This window comes from uncultured Clostridium sp. (assembly GCF_963527835.1).
Lineage (GTDB): Bacteria > Bacillota > Clostridia > Clostridiales > Clostridiaceae > Clostridium.
Window position 1 is genome coordinate 68,864 of the sequence record NZ_CAURTC010000004.1, and the last position, 20,458, is coordinate 89,321.

The 20,458-nt window shown below is 29.6% G+C and carries 16 protein-coding genes and 1 riboswitch; of the genes, 14 read left to right on the top strand and 2 right to left on the bottom strand.

Features of this window, described 5'->3' with window-relative positions; all coding sequences use genetic code 11:
- Window positions 1-23 precede the first annotated feature (23 nt).
- The 6 genes from leuC to ilvC all read left to right on the top strand — a co-directional run bounded on the left by leuC (window position 24) and on the right by ilvC (window position 7,457).
- Complete coding sequence (leuC, locus tag RYM86_RS03860; RefSeq protein ID WP_315077947.1) at window positions 24-1,283, top strand: 3-isopropylmalate dehydratase large subunit; 1,260 nt, start codon at window positions 24-26, stop codon at window positions 1,281-1,283.
- Between the two features lie 14 nt (window positions 1,284-1,297).
- Window positions 1,298-1,783, top strand: a complete 486-nt coding sequence (gene leuD / locus RYM86_RS03865; RefSeq protein ID WP_315077948.1) for a 3-isopropylmalate dehydratase small subunit — start codon at window positions 1,298-1,300, stop codon at window positions 1,781-1,783.
- A gap of 47 nt (window positions 1,784-1,830) precedes the next feature.
- Window positions 1,831-2,913, top strand: a complete 1,083-nt coding sequence (leuB, locus tag RYM86_RS03870; protein WP_315077950.1) for a 3-isopropylmalate dehydrogenase — start codon at window positions 1,831-1,833, stop codon at window positions 2,911-2,913.
- A 6-nt stretch (window positions 2,914-2,919) separates the two neighbouring features.
- Window positions 2,920-4,578 (top strand): dihydroxy-acid dehydratase, encoded by a 1,659-nt coding sequence (gene ilvD / locus RYM86_RS03875; RefSeq protein ID WP_315077951.1) that lies wholly within the window; start codon window positions 2,920-2,922, stop codon window positions 4,576-4,578.
- A 168-nt stretch (window positions 4,579-4,746) separates the two neighbouring features.
- A complete protein-coding gene (gene ilvB, locus RYM86_RS03880) occupies window positions 4,747-6,420 on the top strand; it encodes a biosynthetic-type acetolactate synthase large subunit (RefSeq protein WP_315077952.1) in 1,674 nt (557 codons plus the stop codon).
- A 20-nt stretch (window positions 6,421-6,440) separates the two neighbouring features.
- On the top strand, window positions 6,441-7,457 hold the full coding sequence (gene ilvC, locus RYM86_RS03885; RefSeq protein WP_315077953.1) for a ketol-acid reductoisomerase: 1,017 nt from the start codon (window positions 6,441-6,443) through the stop codon (window positions 7,455-7,457).
- A 249-nt stretch (window positions 7,458-7,706) separates the two neighbouring features.
- On the opposite strand, the gene RYM86_RS03890 is transcribed toward ilvC, so the two are convergent.
- Window positions 7,707-7,835 (bottom strand): hypothetical protein, encoded by a 129-nt coding sequence (locus RYM86_RS03890; protein WP_315077955.1) that lies wholly within the window; start codon window positions 7,833-7,835, stop codon window positions 7,707-7,709.
- A gap of 88 nt (window positions 7,836-7,923) precedes the next feature.
- On the opposite strand from RYM86_RS03890, the gene RYM86_RS03895 reads away from it, so the two are divergent.
- From RYM86_RS03895 to RYM86_RS03915, 5 genes are all read left to right on the top strand, one after another.
- Complete coding sequence (locus tag RYM86_RS03895) at window positions 7,924-8,187, top strand: GIY-YIG nuclease family protein (RefSeq protein WP_315077956.1); 264 nt, start codon at window positions 7,924-7,926, stop codon at window positions 8,185-8,187.
- Between the two features lie 37 nt (window positions 8,188-8,224).
- On the top strand, window positions 8,225-9,226 hold the full coding sequence (locus RYM86_RS03900; RefSeq protein WP_315077957.1) for a LacI family DNA-binding transcriptional regulator: 1,002 nt from the start codon (window positions 8,225-8,227) through the stop codon (window positions 9,224-9,226).
- A 313-nt stretch (window positions 9,227-9,539) separates the two neighbouring features.
- Window positions 9,540-11,204, top strand: coding sequence for an alpha-glucosidase (locus RYM86_RS03905; RefSeq protein WP_315077958.1), 1,665 nt, complete (start codon window positions 9,540-9,542; stop codon window positions 11,202-11,204).
- A 63-nt stretch (window positions 11,205-11,267) separates the two neighbouring features.
- The gene (locus RYM86_RS03910) at window positions 11,268-12,929 is read left to right on the top strand and encodes a PTS transporter subunit IIBC (RefSeq protein WP_315077959.1); all 1,662 of its coding nucleotides are present in this window, start codon (window positions 11,268-11,270) and stop codon (window positions 12,927-12,929) included.
- A 1-nt stretch (window position 12,930) separates the two neighbouring features.
- A complete protein-coding gene (locus RYM86_RS03915; protein ID WP_315077960.1) occupies window positions 12,931-13,719 on the top strand; it encodes an endonuclease/exonuclease/phosphatase family protein in 789 nt (262 codons plus the stop codon).
- 42 nt (window positions 13,720-13,761) lie between these two features.
- On the opposite strand, the gene RYM86_RS03920 is transcribed toward RYM86_RS03915, so the two are convergent.
- Window positions 13,762-14,253 carry a MarR family transcriptional regulator gene (locus RYM86_RS03920; RefSeq protein WP_315077961.1) on the bottom strand — a complete coding sequence of 164 codons (492 nt, stop codon included), beginning with the start codon at window positions 14,251-14,253 and terminating at the stop codon, window positions 13,762-13,764.
- A gap of 308 nt (window positions 14,254-14,561) precedes the next feature.
- Here RYM86_RS03920 and RYM86_RS03925 point away from each other — a divergent pair, with 308 nt between their 5' ends.
- Genes RYM86_RS03925 through RYM86_RS03935 form a run of 3 tightly spaced genes read left to right on the top strand, consistent with a single transcriptional unit; the run spans window position 14,562 to window position 20,177 of the window.
- Window positions 14,562-15,788 carry an efflux RND transporter periplasmic adaptor subunit gene (locus RYM86_RS03925; protein WP_315077962.1) on the top strand — a complete coding sequence of 409 codons (1,227 nt, stop codon included), beginning with the start codon at window positions 14,562-14,564 and terminating at the stop codon, window positions 15,786-15,788.
- A 4-nt stretch (window positions 15,789-15,792) separates the two neighbouring features.
- Window positions 15,793-18,981, top strand: coding sequence for an efflux RND transporter permease subunit (locus RYM86_RS03930; protein ID WP_315077963.1), 3,189 nt, complete (start codon window positions 15,793-15,795; stop codon window positions 18,979-18,981).
- A gap of 26 nt (window positions 18,982-19,007) precedes the next feature.
- Window positions 19,008-20,177, top strand: a complete 1,170-nt coding sequence (locus RYM86_RS03935; RefSeq protein WP_315077964.1) for a TolC family protein — start codon at window positions 19,008-19,010, stop codon at window positions 20,175-20,177.
- Window positions 20,178-20,338: 161 nt separating this feature from the next.
- Window positions 20,339-20,454, top strand: a riboswitch (SAM riboswitch).
- Window positions 20,455-20,458 lie beyond the last annotated feature (4 nt).

Consider the following 20,458-nt stretch of genomic DNA (forward strand, 5'->3'; position numbering starts at 1 on the left):
ATATTTTTAGGAGGATGATAAAAATGGGAATGACAATGACTCAAAAAATATTAGCTGCACATGCAGGATTAGAAGGTGTAAAAGCAGGTCAATTAATCGAAGTAAATCTTGATTTAGTTTTAGGAAACGATATAACAACACCAGTGGCTATAAATGAATTTAAAAAGTTTGGTATTGATAAAGTTTTTAGTAAAAGTCAAATAACAATAGTACCAGATCATTTTACACCTAATAAAGATATAAAAGCAGCTGAGCAAGTAAAGTATGTTAGAGAATTTTCTAATAAGATGGGGATAGAAAATTTCTTTGAAGTAGGAGAAATGGGAATAGAACATTGTTTACTTCCTGAAAAAGGACTAGTTGTTGCAGGGGATGTGGTTATTGGAGCTGATTCTCATACTTGCACATATGGAGCACTTGGAGCATTTTCTACAGGAATAGGTTCAACTGATATGGCAGCAGGAATGGCTACTGGACAAACTTGGTTCAAAGTTCCGTCAGCTATAAAATTTATTCTTAAAAATAAGCCAGCTAAATGGGTAAGTGGAAAAGATATAATTTTACACATAATTGGAATGATAGGTGTTGATGGAGCTTTATATAAATCAATGGAGTTTGTTGGAGATGGATTAAATTATCTTTCTATGGATGACAGATTTACAATGGCTAATATGGCAATTGAAGCAGGTGGAAAAAATGGAATATTCCCAGTAGATGATAAGACAGTTGAGTATTTAAAAGAACATACTAAGAAAGAGTGGAAAGTTTATAAAGCTGATGAAGATGCAGAATATGATGAAGTTATAGAAATAGAATTAAATACTTTAAGACCAACAGTTTCATTTCCTCATTTACCTGATAATACAAGAACAATTGATAATGCTAATGGTGTAGACATTGATCAAGTAGTTATTGGATCTTGTACAAATGGAAGAATATCAGATTTAAGAATAGCAAGAGATATTTTAAAAGGTAAAAAGGTTAAAAAGGGAATTAGATGCATAGTTATTCCAGGAACTCAAAAGATTTATTTACAAGCATTAGAAGAAGGTATTATTAAAGATTTAATTGAAGCAGGAGTAGTGGTCTCAACGCCAACTTGTGGTCCGTGCTTAGGTGGTCATATGGGAATATTAGCAAAAGGTGAAAGATGTGTTTCAACAACAAATAGAAATTTTGTAGGCAGAATGGGGCATGTTGAATCAGAAGTATATCTTGCTAGTCCTGCAGTAGCAGCAGCATCGGCTTTAACAGGAAAAATAACTGATCCAGAGTTAGTGTAGAGGAGGATTTTTAAATGAGCGTAAAAGGTAGAGTATTTAAATATGGTGATAATGTTGATACTGATGTAATAATTCCAGCTAGGTATTTAAATACATCTGATTATAAAGAACTTGCATCACATTGTATGGAAGATATAGATGAAGATTTTGTTAACAATGTAAAAGATGGAGATATAATAGTTGCTAATAAAAATTTTGGATGTGGGTCTTCAAGAGAACATGCACCTATAGCGATTAAAGCATCAGGTATTAGCTGTGTTATAGCATCAACATTTGCAAGAATTTTTTATAGAAACTCAATAAATATAGGATTACCAATATTAGAATGTGATGAAGCAGTAAAAAATATTAATGATGGAGATGAACTTGAAGTTGATTTCTCAACAGGGATAATTAAGAATTTAAGTAAAAATGAACAATATCAAGGTGAAGCATTTCCTGAATTTATGCAAAAAATTATAGATAACGATGGGCTAATAGGGTATATAAGAAACAAATAATTTTAGTAAGCAATAATAAGTAAATAAAAATAATGGGGGGAATATTTATGAAATATAATGTAGCAGTAATACCAGGGGACGGGATAGGTCCTGATATAGTAACAGAGGCTGTAAAAGTATTGAATGTAGTAGGAGAAAAGTTTGGACATAAATTTGAATATAACTATGTAATGGCTGGAGGATGCTCTATCGATAGAACTGGAGAAGCACTTCCAAAGGAAACTTTAGATATATGTAAAAAAAGTGATGCTGTTTTGTTAGGCGCTGTAGGTGGACCAAGATGGGACAATCCTGATGCAAAAGTTAGACCAGAACAAGCATTGCTAGGATTAAGAAGTGGAATGAATCTTTATTGTAACTTAAGACCAGCAGTATTATATGAACCTCTTAAGAATGCATCACCACTTAAAGATGAAATAGTTAAAAAAGGAATAGATATTGCTATTGTAAGAGAGTTAACGGGCGGTATTTATTTTGGTGAAAGAGGAAGAGAAGAATTAGATGGAATAGAAGTAGCTTATGATACAGAACGATATAGTACTATCGAAATAAAGAGAATAGTTAAAATTGGTTTTGAAACAGCAATGAAGAGAAATAAAAAGTTAACATGTGTTGATAAAGCAAATATACTTGAAACTTCTAGACTTTGGAGAAAAGTTATAGGTGAAATGTCAAAAGATTATCCAGACGTTACTGTTAATTATTTATATATAGATAATGCATCAATGCAACTTGTAAAGGACCCAGCTCAATTTGATGTAATTGTAACTTCTAATATGTTTGGTGATATTTTATCTGATGAAGCTAGTATGATTACAGGTTCTATTGGAATGTTACCATCAGCATCATTAGGTGATGGGACTTTAGGAATGTATGAACCGATTCATGGCAGTGCACCTGATATAGCTGGAAAGGGAATTGCAAATCCATTAGCAACAATATTATCTGCTGCTATGATGCTTAGATATAGTTTTAATTTAGAAAGTGAAGCAAAACTAATTGAAAACGCAGTGCTATCAGTTTTAGAAGATGGTTATAGAACTGGAGATATAATGAGCGAAGGCAAAATTAAGGTTGGAACTAATGAAATGGGGGATTTAGTTTGTAAGAAAATAAATGAGGGGGAATAGGGAGTTATGAAAAGTGATGCTATAAAAAAGGGTCCTGGAAAAGCAGCTCAAAGATCACTTCTTAAAGCTTTAGGGTTAACAAATGAAGAAATTTCAAGGCCTCTTATAGGAATAGTTTCATCACAAAATGAGATTATTCCAGGTCATATGAACCTTGATAAAATAACTGAAGCAGTAAGAAAAGGAGTTTTAATGTCTGGTGGTACACCGCTTGTTATACCTACGATTGGAGTATGTGATGGTATAGCAATGGGACATGAAGGAATGAAATATTCATTAGTTACAAGAGAACTTATAGCAGATTCTATTGAGTGTATGGCTAAAGCTCATGCATTTGATGCATTAGTTTTAATTCCAAATTGCGATAAAATTGTGCCAGGAATGATTATGGCAGCATTAAGAGTTAATGTTCCAGCTGTTGTTATAAGTGGGGGACCAATGCTTGCAGGAAAGCATAAAGGAAAAGATATTTCTTTAACTACAATGTTTGAAGCTGTTGGAGCATATGAAAATGGAACAATGGATGAAAAGGAATTATGTGATTTAGAAGAGTGTGCATGTCCGACATGTGGTTCATGTTCAGGAATGTTTACAGCTAATTCTATGAATTGTTTATGTGAAGTGCTAGGTATAGCTTTGCCTGGAAATGGAACTATTCCAGCAGTTTTTTCTGAAAGAATAAGGGTTGCTAAAAAAGCTGGAATGGCTGCTATGGATATGTTAAAAAATGATATTAAACCAAGAGACATTATAAATGAAAGAAGTATTATGAATGCACTTAAAGCTGATATGGCACTTGGGTGTTCAACTAATAGTGTGCTTCATATAACAGCAATAGCAAATGAAGCAAAGGTTAATATGAATTTAAATATAATAAATGACTTATCATCAAAGACACCAGATCTTTGTAAATTAGCACCAGCTTCTAATATTCATATTGAAAATTTATATGTAGCAGGTGGAATTACTGCAATTATGAATGAACTTTCTAGGAAAGACATTTTAGATTTAGACTGTATTACTGTTACAGGAAAAACACAAGGGGAAAATATTAAAGGGGTAACAGTTAAAGATTACAATGTTATTAGACCAATAGATGATCCATATAGTGAAAATGGAGGAATTGCAATACTTAGAGGAAACTTAGCTCCAGATGGTGCTGTTGTAAAAAGAGCAGCAGTTTTACCAAATATGTTAGTTCATGAAGGACCAGCTAGAGTATTTAATTCAGAAGAGGAAGCAAATAAAGCTATTTTTGATAAAAAAATAAATCCAGGCGATGTAATTGTAATAAGGTATGAGGGACCTAAAGGGGGACCTGGAATGAGAGAAATGCTTCAGGCTACAGCAGCAATTGCAGGTATGGGACTTGATGATTCTGTAGCACTTATAACTGATGGAAGATTTAGTGGAGCAACTAGAGGTGCATCAATAGGACATGTTTCTCCTGAAGCAGCATCTGGAGGAATGATTGGATTACTAGAAGATGGGGATATTATTTCAATAGATATAAATAATGCAAAACTAGAAGTTAAATTAAGTGACGAAGAAATTCAAAGAAGAAAACTTAACTTTAAACCACTAGAACCAAAAGTAAAAGAGGGATACTTAGCTAGATATGCAAAACTTGTAAGTTCTGCAAGTGAAGGTGCAATATTAAAGTAATGTTCTATGTTTTAACAAAGCGTTGATACATACATAAGCAAAGTGGACTGAGTAATTGAACTTAGGAATACTAAAATGAGTATAGTCATGTATGTATTAATGCATATTTTTAAAACATAGTTAAATTAATAAGCAAATAGCAATAAGTAAAGTAAAGAGGTGAATAAAATGTTATTAACGGGGGCTGAAATATTGATAAAGTCTCTTGTTGATGAGGGTATAGACACAGTTTTTGGATACCCTGGAGGGGCTGTTTTAAATATATATGATGAATTATATAAGTATAAAGATAAGATTCATCATATTCTAACTTGCCATGAACAAGCAGCTGCACATGCTGCTGATGGATATGCAAGGGCAACTGGTAAGGTTGGCGTATGCATAGCAACATCAGGACCAGGAGCAACAAATTTGGTTACAGGGATAGCAACAGCTTATATGGATTCAATTCCTATGGTTGCTATTACAGGGAATGTAGCTAAACCACTTCTTGGTAAAGATAGTTTTCAAGAAGTAGATATAGCTGGAATTACAATGCCCATTACAAAGTATAACTATATTGTAAAAAATATAGAAGATCTTCAAGATGTGATAAGAGAAGCATTTTATATAGCTGAAGAAGGAAGAAAAGGTCCAGTTTTAATAGATATACCAAAAGATATAACATCTAATAAAACAGAATATAAAAAATTGATTCCTAAAAAAGTGACAAAGGGAATAGATAAGATAAGAGAAGATTCATTTCATGAGGTTATAAATTATATAAATAATTGTGAAAAACCATTTATATATGCTGGAGGTGGAATTGTTTCTTCCGAGGCAACAGAGGAACTAATAAAACTTGCAGAAAAAATAGGGGCGCCTGTATCTACTTCTTTAATGTGTACTTCTGAATTTCCATTTGATCATAATTTATATACAGGAATGATTGGAATGCATGGGACAAAAGCATCAAATATAGGTGCAACGCAGTGTGATTTATTAATAGTACTAGGGGCAAGATTTAGTGACAGAGTTATAAGCAATCAAAATCATATTAAAAATGCAAAAATAATTCATATAGATATAGATCCAGCAGAAATAAATAAAAATATAAAAGTAAACTCATCAATAATTGGAGATTTGAAATATGTGTTAAATAAATTAATCCCATTAGTAGAAAAAAGGGAAAATAAAGAATGGATTGATTTTATTGATTCTATTAAAAGAGAAAAGCACATAGATGAAAGCAACAATGAGGAATTAACACCAAAATTTCTATTTGATAAGTTGAACGAACTAAATGATGGTAGTTTTATAATTACAACTGAAGTTGGACAACATCAAATGTGGGCTTCTCAGTATTTTAATTACATTAATAGAAGAAGTTTTTTAAGTTCTGGTGGTCTTGGAACTATGGGGTATGGCTTTGGAGCTGCTATAGGGGCTCAAATAGGTAAGCCGGATAAAAAAGTATTTAATATTGCTGGAGATGGAAGCTTTGGTATGAATTGTAATGAGATGGCTACAGCAGTTAAAAATAAATTACCATTAGTAGTTATAGTTATGAACAATAATGCACTAGGAATGGTAAGACAATGGCAAACATTATTTTATGAAAAAAGATATTCAGAGACAACTTTAGATAGGCAAACAGATTATGTTAAACTTGCAGAAGCTTTTGGTGCTAAGGGGTTTAGGGTTGAAAAAAGAGAAGATCTTGAAGAGACTTTAAAGAAAGCAATTGCCTCAAAAGAACCTGTTTTAATAGATTATGTAATAAGCAATGATAAAAAAGTTTTTCCTATGGTTGCACCTGGTGCACCCATTAATCAAATTATAAGTGAAGAAGATATGAATTAAATAATTAGGGGGAAATTAAAATGACAAAAATGTATTATGAAAAGGACACAGATTTAAATTTATTAAATGGAAAGACTATTGCAGTAATAGGCTATGGTAGTCAAGGACACGCTCATGCATTAAACGCTAAAGAATCAGGATGTAATGTAATTATAGGTTTATATGAAGGTAGTAAATCATGGGCTAAAGCAGAAGCACAAGGATTTGAAGTGTTTAACACAGCTGAGGCAGCAAAAAAAGCTGATATAATCATGATTCTTATAAATGATGAATTACAAGCAACAATGTATAAGAAGGATGTTGCACCAAATCTTGAAGCAGGAAATATGTTAATGTTTGCTCATGGTTTTAATATTCATTTCGATCAAATAACAGCACCTAAGGATGTTGATGTAACAATGATTGCCCCAAAAGGTCCGGGACATACAGTAAGAAGTGAATATCAATTAGGTAAAGGAGTTCCTTGTCTTGTAGCAGTGCATCAAGATGCAACTGGTAAGGCCTTAGAAACTGCACTTGCATATGCAAATGCAATCGGTGGAGCAAGAGCTGGTGTGCTTGAAACAACATTTAGAACAGAAACAGAAACTGATTTATTTGGAGAACAAGCAGTTCTTTGCGGTGGTGTTTGTGCTCTTATGCAAGCAGGTTTTGAAACATTAGTAGAGGCTGGATACGATGAAAGAAATGCTTACTTTGAATGTATCCATGAAATGAAATTAATAGTAGATCTTATTTATCAATCAGGTTTTGCTGGAATGAGATATTCAGTTTCAAATACAGCTGAATATGGTGATTATATTACAGGATCTAAGATAATTACTGAAGAAACTAAGAAGACTATGAAGAAAATACTTAAGGATATTCAAGATGGAACTTTTGCAAAAGATTTCTTATTAGATATGTCTGAATCAGGAGGACAAGCTCACTTTAAAGCAATGAGAAAATTGTCATCAGAACACCAATCAGAAGCAGTTGGTAGTGAAATACGTAAACTTTATTGTTGGAACAATGAAGACAAACTAATAAATAACTAATAAATTATATTAAGATTCAAGATGGTTAGAAGAAGAACATCTAATTAAAAAGTAGATAAAGAATTAAGAACTGATTCATATAGCTAAGATAGAGTAATTTTTATCACAATTTTATGCACAGTTTTTGTAGATAACAATTTCATTTATTAAAAAAGTGTGGATAACTTTAAAAAATGGTAGATTTATTTAAAATGAATCTACCGTTTTTTTATTTTTAAAGAATAATCAGAGGTTCAACTAAGATAAAGTTTAAGTATATTTTTTTAACAGCTTCTTAATCATGGTTAAATTTACTGTTATAAAGTGATCAGCATAGAATCCCTTTTGAGCAAGGAGTTCTCCATGAGTACCTTTTTCTATAACATCTTCATAATTCATAACTAAAATCAAATCATATAAAAATATTAAATACTTTATGTTATAATAGTGACTAATAATATATAATAAAATTTTGAGGAATTTATATATGAATTATGTTTATATTTTAGAATGTTCAGATAATACTTTGTACACTGGATGGACAAATGATTTAGATAAAAGAATAAAAATGCATTCTTCAGGCAAAGGGGCAAAATATACAAGGGGGAGAACTCCGGTTAAACTTTTGTATTATGAAGTGTTTGAAGATAAAAAAGAGGCTATGAGAAGAGAGTATAGAATAAAAAGGTTAACGAGATTACAAAAAGAAAAATTAATAAAAAATTTTGACTGTGATATATTAAAATGTTGATATATTTAAAACTAAGTCAGAGAATTTGGAGGGTGTTATGAAGGTTACTATAAAAGAGGTTGCTAAAGAAGCAAATGTTTCAACATCAACTGTATCTAGGGTACTATCTGATAGTAGTCAAATTAGTGAGGAAACTAAAAATAAGGTAAGAGAAGCTGTTAAGAAGTTGAAATATAAACCTAATGCAATAGCTAGGAGTTTAGCAAATAATAAAACAAGAATAATAGGAGTAATACTTCCTAATGAGGCACAAGATTTATTAACAAATCCATTCTTCATCCAAGCTATGAAGGGGATGAGCGTATATGCTCAAAGTAAAAATTATTACATTACTTATGCTTTTAGTAGAGATGAAAAACATGAAGCACACCATGTAAAGGATTTTATAAATAGTAATTTAGTTGATGGAATTTGTTTGTTAAGAGCTAAGTCTGATGATAATAATATAAAATATTTAAAAGAAACAGGTTTTCCTTTTGTTATTATAGGAAGGCCAGAAGAAACAGATGGAATTTTGTGGGTAGATAATGACAATTTTAAAGCAACATATGATTTGGTTAATGATTTAGTTAAGCGAGGAAAGAAAAAAATAGCTTTTTTAGGAGCTAGAAAAGAATGGAATTTAACTAAAGACAGAGTAAATGGATTTAAAGTATCATGCCAAATGAATGGAATTAATATAAAAGAGCAAGATGTTATAATTAAAGAAGAATTTACTGAACAAGAAGGAATTGAATCTACAAAAGAATTATTAAAGTCAGGAATTCCTGACGCTATTATAGCAGAAGATGATATGCTAGCTTTTGGAGCATTGAAGGTATTTAAAGAAAAAAGTTTAAAGGATATTTCTATAATAGGTTTTAATAATACACAGTTGGCTGAGTTTCAAAATCCACCATTAGCATCTGTTGATATAAATTCATATGAATTAGGATACTATGCAGCTAAGATATTAATAGATTCATTAGAGAATAATAATAACAATGTGGATCATTATATAATTAATACTAACTTAGTAATTAGAGATTCAATAAAATAATATGTTTTATTGAATCGTATATAAGATTTTCCGCAACCGATTGCGGAGAAATACTTTGTAATTGTGAGAGAAAACATGGAAATAAAAGAAATAACCATGATTTTTATCTAAAAAAGAAAAAAATCATTTTGTAATCGGTTCAAATAATTGATATAATCAAAATACAAAAAAGTAAGAAAATGACTAATGTTAAATACAAATGATGAATTTACATGACTAAGAACTTGATTAAACAATATATTTTTAGTATATAAAATTAATCATTTAATTTTTATATTTTATGCAAGCGATTGCGAAAGGAATGTATTTACTAATGAAAAAGATTTGGTGGAAAGAAGCAATAGGCTATCAAATTTATCCTAGAAGCTTTAAGGATTCTAATGGGGATGGAATTGGTGATTTAAGAGGAATAATATCTAAACTAGATTATTTAAAAGACTTAGGAATAGATGTAATTTGGATATGTCCAATGTATAAATCTCCTAATGATGATAATGGATACGATATAAGCGATTATCAAGATGTAATGGCTGATTTTGGAACTATGGCTGACTTTGATGAATTATTAGCAGAAGTTCATAAAAAAGGTATGAAATTAATTATTGACTTAGTTATTAATCATACTAGTGATGAACATAAGTGGTTTATAGAATCTAAGTCATCTAAAGATAGTCCAAAAAGAGATTGGTATGTTTGGAAATCAGGTAAAAATGGTGCTGAACCTAACAATTGGGAAAGTATATTTAAAGGTTCTGCATGGGAATATGATGAAAATACAGAAGAATATTTCTTACATCTATTTTCAAAAAGACAACCTGATTTAAATTGGGAGAATCCTGAAGTTAGAAATGAATTATATAAAATGGTAAATTGGTGGTTAGATAAAGGTATTGATGGATTCAGAGTTGATGCTATAAGTCACATTAAAAAAGATCAAACTTTTGAAGATATTGAAAGTGAAAGTAATGAAAGATATGTATCTTCATTTGAGAAACATATGAATTTTCCAGGTATACATAGATTTTTAGCAGAACTTGCAGATAATACTTTTGAAAACTACGATATTATGACTGTTGGTGAAGCTAATGGAGTTGACTCTGAAGAAGCAGAACTTTGGGTTGGCGAAGAAGATGGAAAATTTAATATGGTATTTCAATTTGAACATCTTAATTTATGGGATTATGATTCAGAAAATAAATTATCAGTTGTAGGCTTAAAGAAAGCTTTAACAAAATGGCAAAATAATCTAAATGGCGTTGGCTGGAATGCACTATTTATAGAAAATCATGATATTCCAAGAGTTATTTCAACTTGGGGAAATGATGAAAATTACAGAAGAGAATGTGCTAAAGCATTAGGTTTAATGTATTTTATGCAACAAGGGACTCCTTTTATTTATCAAGGGCAAGAACTTGGTATGACCAATGTTAAATTTGAAGATATAAGTAAATATGATGATATAAAATCAATAAATATATTTAATGAAAGAGTAGAATCAGGAGTTTCTAAAGAAGACGCACTTAAAGAAATATGGGCAATATCAAGAGATAATTCTCGTACTCCAATGCAATGGAATGATAGTGAAAACGCTGGATTCTCAAGTAATAAGCCTTGGATAGATGTTAACTCAAATTACAAAGAAATAAATGTTGAATCTAAACTAAAAGATCCTAATTCAGTATTAAATTTCTACAAGAAAATGATAGACATTAAAAAGAATAGTGAAACTTTAAGCTATGGTGAATATAAACTTATTTTAGATGAAGATGAAAATATATATTCATATATGAGAATTTTGGGTGATAAGAAATATATGATTATATGTAATTTATCAGATAATGAAAATTTATATAAATATGAAAAAGAAACATTAAGATTTGAAAGTTTAATTTTATCAAATTATGAAGTAAATAAGCATGACGAAATTAACAGTATAACTTTAAAACCATGGGAATGTAGATTATATAAATTAATGTAAAATTAATTTTATTTATAGTAAAGGGTATTGAGAAAAAATTATAATAAGGATAAGGTGAAGAATATGAAAGCGAAAAAAGAAAAGCTATTTTCATTTGAATTTTGGCAAAAATTTGGTAAAGCACTTATGGTGGTTGTTGCAGTAATGCCAGCAGCAGGATTAATGATTTGTCTTGGAAAATTAATAGGAATGTCTGGAGATTTAGCTTTAGTGCAAACCATTGCAAGAGTTGTTGAAGACTTAGGATGGGGCATTATTGGTAATTTACACATTTTATTTGCAGTTGCAATCGGTGGATCTTGGGCAAAAGAACGTGCAGGCGGAGCATTTGCAGCGTTAATAGCATTTATACTTACTAATCGTATTACAGGAGCTATATTTGGTGTAAGTTCAGCAATGTTAGCAGATAAAACTGCAACAGTAACATCACTTTTTGGAAGAGAATTAATAGTTGGAGATTATTTTACATCTATACTTGGAGCACCAGCTTTAAATATGGGAGTTTTCATTGGAATTATTTCAGGTTTTTTAGGAGCCTCATTATATAATAAGTATTATAACTTTAATAAATTACCTAATGCATTATCATTCTTTAATGGTAAACGTTTTGTTCCATTTGTAGTAATTGCAGGATCAGTAGTAATGGCTATTGTACTTTCAATTATATGGCCATTTGCTCAATCAGGATTGAATGCTTTTGGTGTATGGCTTGCGGAATCAAAAGATACAGCACCAATATTATCACCATTTATATATGGATGTTTAGAACGTTTACTATTACCATTTGGATTACATCATATGCTTACAATACCAGTAAACTATACTGAATTAGGTGGAGTATATACTATTTTAACTGGAGCTAATGCTGGACATGTTATAGCAGGACAAGATCCATTATGGTTTGCATGGATATCAGATTTAATAAATTTAAAAGGTGCAGGAGATATGTCTGCATATAATAATTTATTAGCAACAGTTACTCCAGCAAGATTTAAGTATGGTCAAGTAGTTCTTTCAAGTGCTTCATTAATGGGGGTTGCACTTGCTATGTACAAGAATGTTGATGAAGATAAGAGACACAAATATAAATCAATGTTTTTATCAGCTGGACTAGCAGTATTTTTAACAGGTGTTACAGAACCAATCGAATTTATGTTTATGTTTGTATCACCAATACTTTATGGAGTATATGCAGTTATTACAGGTATAGGATTCGCTTTAGCAGATATTATTAGTTTAAGAATTCAAGCATTTGGATTTGTTGAATTATTAACTCGTGTACCTATGTTTGTAAGAGCAGGATTATCAATGGATTTAGTACACTTTGTAATTAGTGGAGTTGCTTTCTTCTTCTTAAATTACTTTACATTTAGCTTCTTAATAAAGAAATTTAAAATAGCTACACCAGGAAGAAGAGGAAATTATATAGATTCAGAAGATGATGAATCTTCACAAAACTCATCTAACTCAAATGCATCAGGTGATGAATTAGCAACAAAAATAATTTCGTTATTAGGTGAAAGAGAAAATATTGTAGATGTTGATGCTTGTATGACACGTTTAAGAGTAACTGTTAAAAACAAAGAGTTAGTTGCTGATGAAAAAGAATGGAAGAAAAATGGTGCACTTGGTTTAGTAATAAAAGATAAAGGAATTCAAGCTATATATGGACCTAAAGCTGATGTTTTAAAATCAAATATTCAAGATATATTGGGAGTGTATTAAAGTGAAATTATTAACTTTAAACTGTCATTCTTGGCAAGAAGAGAATCAAATAGATAAAATAAAGTATTTAGCTAAGATAATAAGTGAAAAGAATTATGATGCAATAGCACTTCAAGAAGTAAGTCAATCAATTGGGGCAAAAGTTATTGATAATAATTTAAAAGCTGATAATTTTGCAGTGTTATTGAAGGCAGAATTAGATAAATACAATACTAGCTATAATTTTTTCTGGGATTTCTCTCATATAGGTTATGGAAAATATGAAGAAGGTTTAGCTATATTTACTAAACATAATATAGTTAATGAAAAATCATTTTTTATAAGCAAAGGAACAGATAGAGAGTATTGGAAAACTAGAAAAATTGTGCAAGTTACATTTGAATATAATAATGAAAATATAGATCTTTATTCTTGTCATCTAGGATGGTGGGAAGATGAAGAAGAACCATTTAAACATCAAGTTAAAAAACTATTAGAAGAAAACACTTCTAATAATACAACATTTTTTATGGGTGATTTTAATAATAATGCATTCATAAGAAATGAAGGATATGATTACTTACTTAATAAAGGTCTAATTGATACATTTAGTATGTCAAAAGAAGCTGATATTGGAATTACAGTTAAAGGAAAGATAGATGGCTGGGATGAAAATAAAGAAAAACTGAGACTAGATCTTATATTAAGTAATAAAAAATTAGATGTTTTAACGTCTAGAGTAATATTTAATGGAATAAACAAAGATGTAATATCTGATCACTACGGTGTTGAAATTAGCCTAAACTTATAAATTAAAATAAATAAAAAACTAAGACGAATGATTTTATTCGTCTTAGTTTTTTTCTATTTTTTGCATTATATCATATAATTTTGATACACAATCACTTAATGTATATAAATCATCATCTTCTAAAATTTTAATTTTATTTGCTAGTTTATCTTTTGCAGCATTTCTAAATTTTTCAAATATATCTAATGCCTTTGTAGTTAATTCAACTCTAAGTATTCGTCTATCTTTAGAGTCTGGATATCTATTAACTAGGCCGTATTCTATAAGCTTATCTATTATGGGTGTCATATTAGATTTGGATATACCTAAATTACTAGCTATTTGAGATATTGGCGAAGAATTTGATTTATGAAGATACAAAATTACTTTTGTATGAGACGGTGGCATAGGAAATTCATTCATACAATCTTCAACTTCTTTTGGTGGTTTAGGAAAATTCTTTATAAACTCATTTTCACTAAAGACATTATTTTTAACTAAAAATAAAAAAGTTAATAAAGAATCTGAAATTTTATCTAAATCCTGTTTATCCATTAGTCTAACTCCTTAACATGCTAATAAATATAATATAACCTAAATTATAAACTAATAACTATTTAGATACAAGATAGAAAAGTTATTGACTTAGAATAATTATGAATTTATAATTAAATATACTTTATTAATTAATACTAATATTTATAAAATTTAACTGTATATAAACATTTTTCTAAGGGAAATAATGTTTTAATTATAATAATATAAATTAAAGTATTGGAGATGTTAAGAGGAATTTTTTAAAAGATTTGTAGAAATTATTTTAATTTAAAAGATGATATTAGAAAGGTTGGAGGACAATAATTATGAAGAAATATTTAGCATTATTACTAATATTTAATATGATGTGGCTAGTTGGATGTGGAAATAAAGATGCAGCAACAGAACAAGAAAAATCAATAGCTGTATCAGTTAAAAAATCAAAAAATAGCGAGATAGAAAATAAGAATGTATTTGCAGGTACTACTAAAGTAGCAACTGAAACATCTATTACAACAGAAATGGCTGGAACAATAGAAAAAACATATGTGTCACTTGGACAAGAAATTAAAAAGGGGGATGCACTTTTAACTTTAAAAGGTGATGATATTAATAATAGCGTTAGTCAAGCAAAAGCAGCATTGGACTTAGCACAAGCAAATTATAATAATACTACAAGCGGAAGTATAGAAAACCAAACAAATCAATTAGAAAATTCAGTGAAACTTGCTCAATTACAATATGATGAAGCAAAAAGAAATTATGATATGTATACTGCATTATATCAAGCAGATGCAATAAGTGAAGATCAATATAAAAAAATAGAGCTTAGTTTAAATCAAGCACAACAACAACTAGATATAGCTCAAAAATCATATACAACAACAACTGAAAAAAATATTCCTGAATTACAGGCATTGGCAGAGAAACAATTAGAACAAGCTAAGGTATCATATGATGTAGCATCAAGTAATTTAGATAAACTTACATTAGTATCACCAGTTGATGGTGTAATTACAGCTAAAAATTGTGACTCAAATGAAATGATTAGTCAACAACAACCAGCATTTATTATTTCTAGTCCAAATACTTTAGAAGTAAATATAAATGTAGCTCAAGCTGATATAAATAAATTTTCAGCAGGACAAGATGTAGAAGCTGTAATAGATGGACAAACTATTAATGGTAAAGTTGAATATGTACCTTTAATCGTTGATCCACAAACTTCTTTATATCAAATAAAGATATTAATAGATAATTCATCAAATGCTTTAAAAGCGGGAATGTCAGCAGAAGTTAATTTGAGTTTAGAAAAGAATGAAAATACAATCACTATTCCTAAAAAAGCTGTATTTGAAGAGGATGGTAAAAAGTATTTATACATAATAAATGACGAAAATAGAGCTGTAAAAACAGCTGTAGAGACAGGAATAGAAACATCAATGGATATTGAGATTAAATCTGGAATTGATTCTGATGATACAGTAGTTGTTGGAGGAATAACACTTATTACAGATGGAAGTAAAGTATTCCCTGTAGAAAAGGAGGACTAATATTATGAATTTAACTAAAACTTCAGTTAAGCGTCCTCTTACAATAATAATGGTATTCTTAGTTGTTATTATGTTTGGTTATATAGGTTATTTAAAGATGCCAGCAAATTTAATGCCAGATATAGAAATACCCGTAGTGATGGTAACAACTCAATGGCCAGGTGCAGGACCAGAAGATATAGATGAACAAATAAGTGGAAAAATTGAAGAAAAGCTGTCAGCAGTATCTAATGTTAAAAAGACAATTTCTATGTCTCAAGAAAGTGTTTCAATGGTTGTAGCACAATTTGAATATGGAACGGATTTAAATGAAATATTAAATGATGTAAGATCAAAGGTAGATTCTGTTCAATCAACTCTACCTGATGATGTTACAAAGTCTACTGTTCTTAAAATGGATATGAATGCTGAAGCAATATCTCAATTGGTTATATCTGGCGGACATAGTTCAGAAGCTTTAATGAAATATGCTGAGGATACTATTCAACCTAAAGTTGAATCAGCAGATGGAGTTACAGAAGCAGGAATCAATGGTGGGGATAAGTCTCAAGTAAATATAACAGTTGATCCAGCAATTTTATCAAATTACGGAGTAAATCTTCAAACTATAAAAAGTGTTTTATCAGCTACTAATAAGACTTTTCCATATGGTTCAATAATTCAAGGTGAAGATAAAATAGTTTTAAGAGGTATTGATGAATTAAATTCGTTAGAAGATGTAAAACAAGTTCAAATACCAGTAAGTGGTGGAAAAACTGTTAGGTTAGATAAGATATGTGATGTTGAGTATGGATTTGCTGAGAAACAAGCTATATATAGATATAATGGGCAAAATAGTTTAGTAATAGATATTCAAAAACAACAGGATGCAAATACTGTACAAGTTATGAAAGATGTTCATAAAACAGTAGAAAAACTTAATTCAGAAAATCCTGAATATAAAATTGAAGTAGTTAACGACTCTAGTGAATATATAAATGATTCAATTAAAAGTGTAATGCAAAATCTTGCAATAAGTGCTGTTATTTCATTTTTAGTAATTTTTCTTTTCTTAAAGAGTATTAGAGCATCATTAGTTGTTGCTATTGCTATTCCTACATCAATAATAGGTGCTATTGCATTACTTTATTTTACAGGTGAAACTCTTAATATGGTAACATTAGGTTCCCTTGTAATAGCAGTAGGTATGGTTGTTGATAATGCAACAGTTATTATAGAGAATATATTCCAATATAGGAAAGATACTATATTAGATGTTGATGATTGTTCTATAAAAGGTGCTCAAACTGTAACAAACGCAATAGTAGCATCAACATTAACAACAGTAGCTATATTTTTACCTATTTTATTTACAGATGGATTTACTAAGATAATGTTTGGTGCCTTAGCTAAGACACTTATATATGCATTATCATTATCCTTAATAGTAGCAATAACACTTGTTCCTAGTATTTTTGCAAAATTAAGTAAAGGCGCAAATGCTACAAAAATGGTTGAAAAACCATCACCTATTTTTGATAAATTTAATGATAAGTATAAAAATGTATTAAAAGTTGCATTAAACCATAAAAAGATAGTTGTACTTATAAGTATTTTATTATTTGTTGGTTCTATATTTGGAGCTGCACTTATAGGTGTGGATTTTATGGCGTCAACAGATGAAGGAAAATTAAGTGTATCAATAAGTTTGCCAGAAGGTCTTGAATTAAATGCTGGTGATTATTATGTATCAATGGCAGAAAACAACCTTTCTGATATACCTGAAATAAAGACTACAATGACTACTTTATCTTCATCATCCAATGCTAATATAGCAATAGAATTAGTACCTGAAAAAGAAAGAAAGAAGTCTACTAATGATATAGAAAAAGAAGTTATTGAAAAAATGGCAACTGTGCCTGATTGTGAAATAAAAGTTAGTGCAAGTAGTAGCATGGTTGGAGGTTCAGATGGAGTTTCACTTGAATTAAAAGGGCCAGATATAGATGTATTAGAAGAAATAGCAAAGATGGCAGAAGGAAAGTTGAATTCTTTACAAGGTTTTAGAAATGTAGGGACATCTCTTTCTGATACAACTAAAGAAGCACAATTTAAAATAGACAAAAACAAGGTTCAACAATATGGCATAAATACATCAGGAATAGCAGGTTTGTTACGTACAGCAATAAATGGTGATTCTGTAACAACAGCTACAATAGATGATTATAAAGTTGATGTTAATTTAAAATTCAAGGAATCTAGTATTGATAGTTTAGAGGATATAAAGCAAATTAAAGTTGCATCTCAAAGTGGTCAAGAAGTTCCAATTGGAGCATTTGCAGATATAACTATGGAAGATAGTTTAAAATCTATTTCTAAAAGTGATGGAGATTATACTATAACTATTTCAGCAACAGTAGATGATTTAGACACAAGTACCGCATCTACACAAGCTATGAATGCTATAAATGAATTAGATATGCCAAGAGATTATAGTATTTCATTTGGTGGATCAACGGAAATGATGAATGAATCAATGAGTGGTTTAATTTTTGCTATGGTTGTAGCAATAATACTTGTTTACATGGTAATGGTGGCCCAATTTGAATCATTTAGCAAACCATTCATCATAATGTTCTGTATACCATTTGCATTTGTTGGAGTTGTTATTGCATTAGTAATAACAAGAGCAAATCTTAATGTAGTAGGAATGCTAGGATCTATATTACTTGTGGGTATAGTTGTTAATAACGGTATAATTTTAATAGATTATATTGAACAACTTAGAAAAGCTAAGCCAAATGATAATTTAATAGATATAGTTTCCATTGGATCAGCAACAAGACTTAGACCAGTTCTTATGACTACAATGACAACTGTTGTAGGAATGATACCAACTGCATTATCTTTTGGTAGTGGTGGAGAAACAATGCAACCTCTTGCAGTAGTAATAATAGGTGGACTTTCAGTATCAACATTAGTAACACTTATATTAATACCTACTATCTATATGATATTTGATAAGGTAGAAAAGAAATTCTCTAGTAAATTTAATAAATTAAAAGATAAAATAACTAAAAAAGTAAATAATTTATCTTTTAGAAATAAGGAAAAAATAGATACTAATGATGAAGAGATAAACTATGATATAAATTTAAAACAAATAGAAGAAAACACTGAAGAAACACTAAATAATAACGATGAAGATAAATAACAAGTTTTTAAAGAGGTGAGTATATAATGAAAAAAGGTTTAAGAAGATTAGTTGCATTAACTATTGCTGGTTTAATAACTTCAGTTTCATTAATTCAAATGCCGGTAAATGCAAATACATCTAAGCCAATATTAAGTTTAGAGAAGGCTATAGATTCTGCAATAGATAATAGCTATCAGATAGTATTGAATGAAGAAAAACAAGATATGCTTGAAGAAAAAGATGATTTTTATCAAGATGCTGATATGGATGATGATGGATATAATGATGTACAAATCAGTCAAAATGAACAAAAAAGAAAGTTTTTAGAAGATCAGATATCTGTAGATGTAACTAGTAAATATAATTCAATGGTAATACTTGAAAAAGAACTAGAAAACATAGGGATAGATATAGAGATTAAGACTAAAGAATATGAAAATATGGAGTTAAAGAAGAAAATTGGATTAGTTAGTACAATTGAGATGCAAAATGCTAAAGCTGAGTTAGAAAAACTTAAAGCTGAGAAAAAATCAAAAGAACAGGAACTAAAGAATAGTAAAAAAGTTTTTGAAATAATAACGGATATAGATGTTGAAGATTATGATTTAGAGGACAATGTTAAATTCAAGCCATTAAAATTAGATGAATCTTTAGATTCTTATCTTGATGATAGAATAGACACTTACTTTAGATATAATAAAAAATTAGCTGATTGGGTTGAAGACAACTATTCAAGTACAGCAGGTTCTAAGCCAGTTGCACCAGATGCAAATAATAGTAAATATGATGAAAAAGATGAAGAGGGAAAACCTAAAAATGATTTTGAATCTGATTTAAAACAATGGAAAATAGATTACCAAAATTGGATAGCAAATTCATTAAAAGACATAGAAAGTGAGTATAATGCAAATACAGCGGTAGATTCAGTAAATGATGCAAAAAGAACAATGAAGCAAACATTGCTTACTACGTATACAAATCTTGTAACATTAGAGGGTAATATAACTTCAATGAAAGCACAACTTGAAGTATTAAATAACAAAACTGAGATAACTAAACTTCAATATGATCTTGGACTAGCTACAAAGCAAGATTATTATAAGCAACTTTTGACTACTGAACAATTAGAAGTTAGTTATAATTCTTTAATTAACAGTTACAATGATTTAAAAGAAAAAATAGACAAACCTTGGACTCTTTCTTCAGGGATGTAGTATAAAAATTTAGATTAAATAATAAGTCTAAGTTTTACAAATATTAAAAAAAATCTAACTCAAATTAAAAAATAAAGTTCATAAACTTAATAATTATTTATTGACCAAATAGATTTTACTTTGTATAATGAATAAAAATAAATGCATATTTAAATAATTTAATCTTATTAAGAGCGGTGGAGGGACTGGCCCTATGAAGCCCAGCAACCTGAGAAATTTTAAATTTAAAATTTTCGTGGTGCTAAATCCTACAGAATTAAATTCTGAAAGATAAGAAGAGA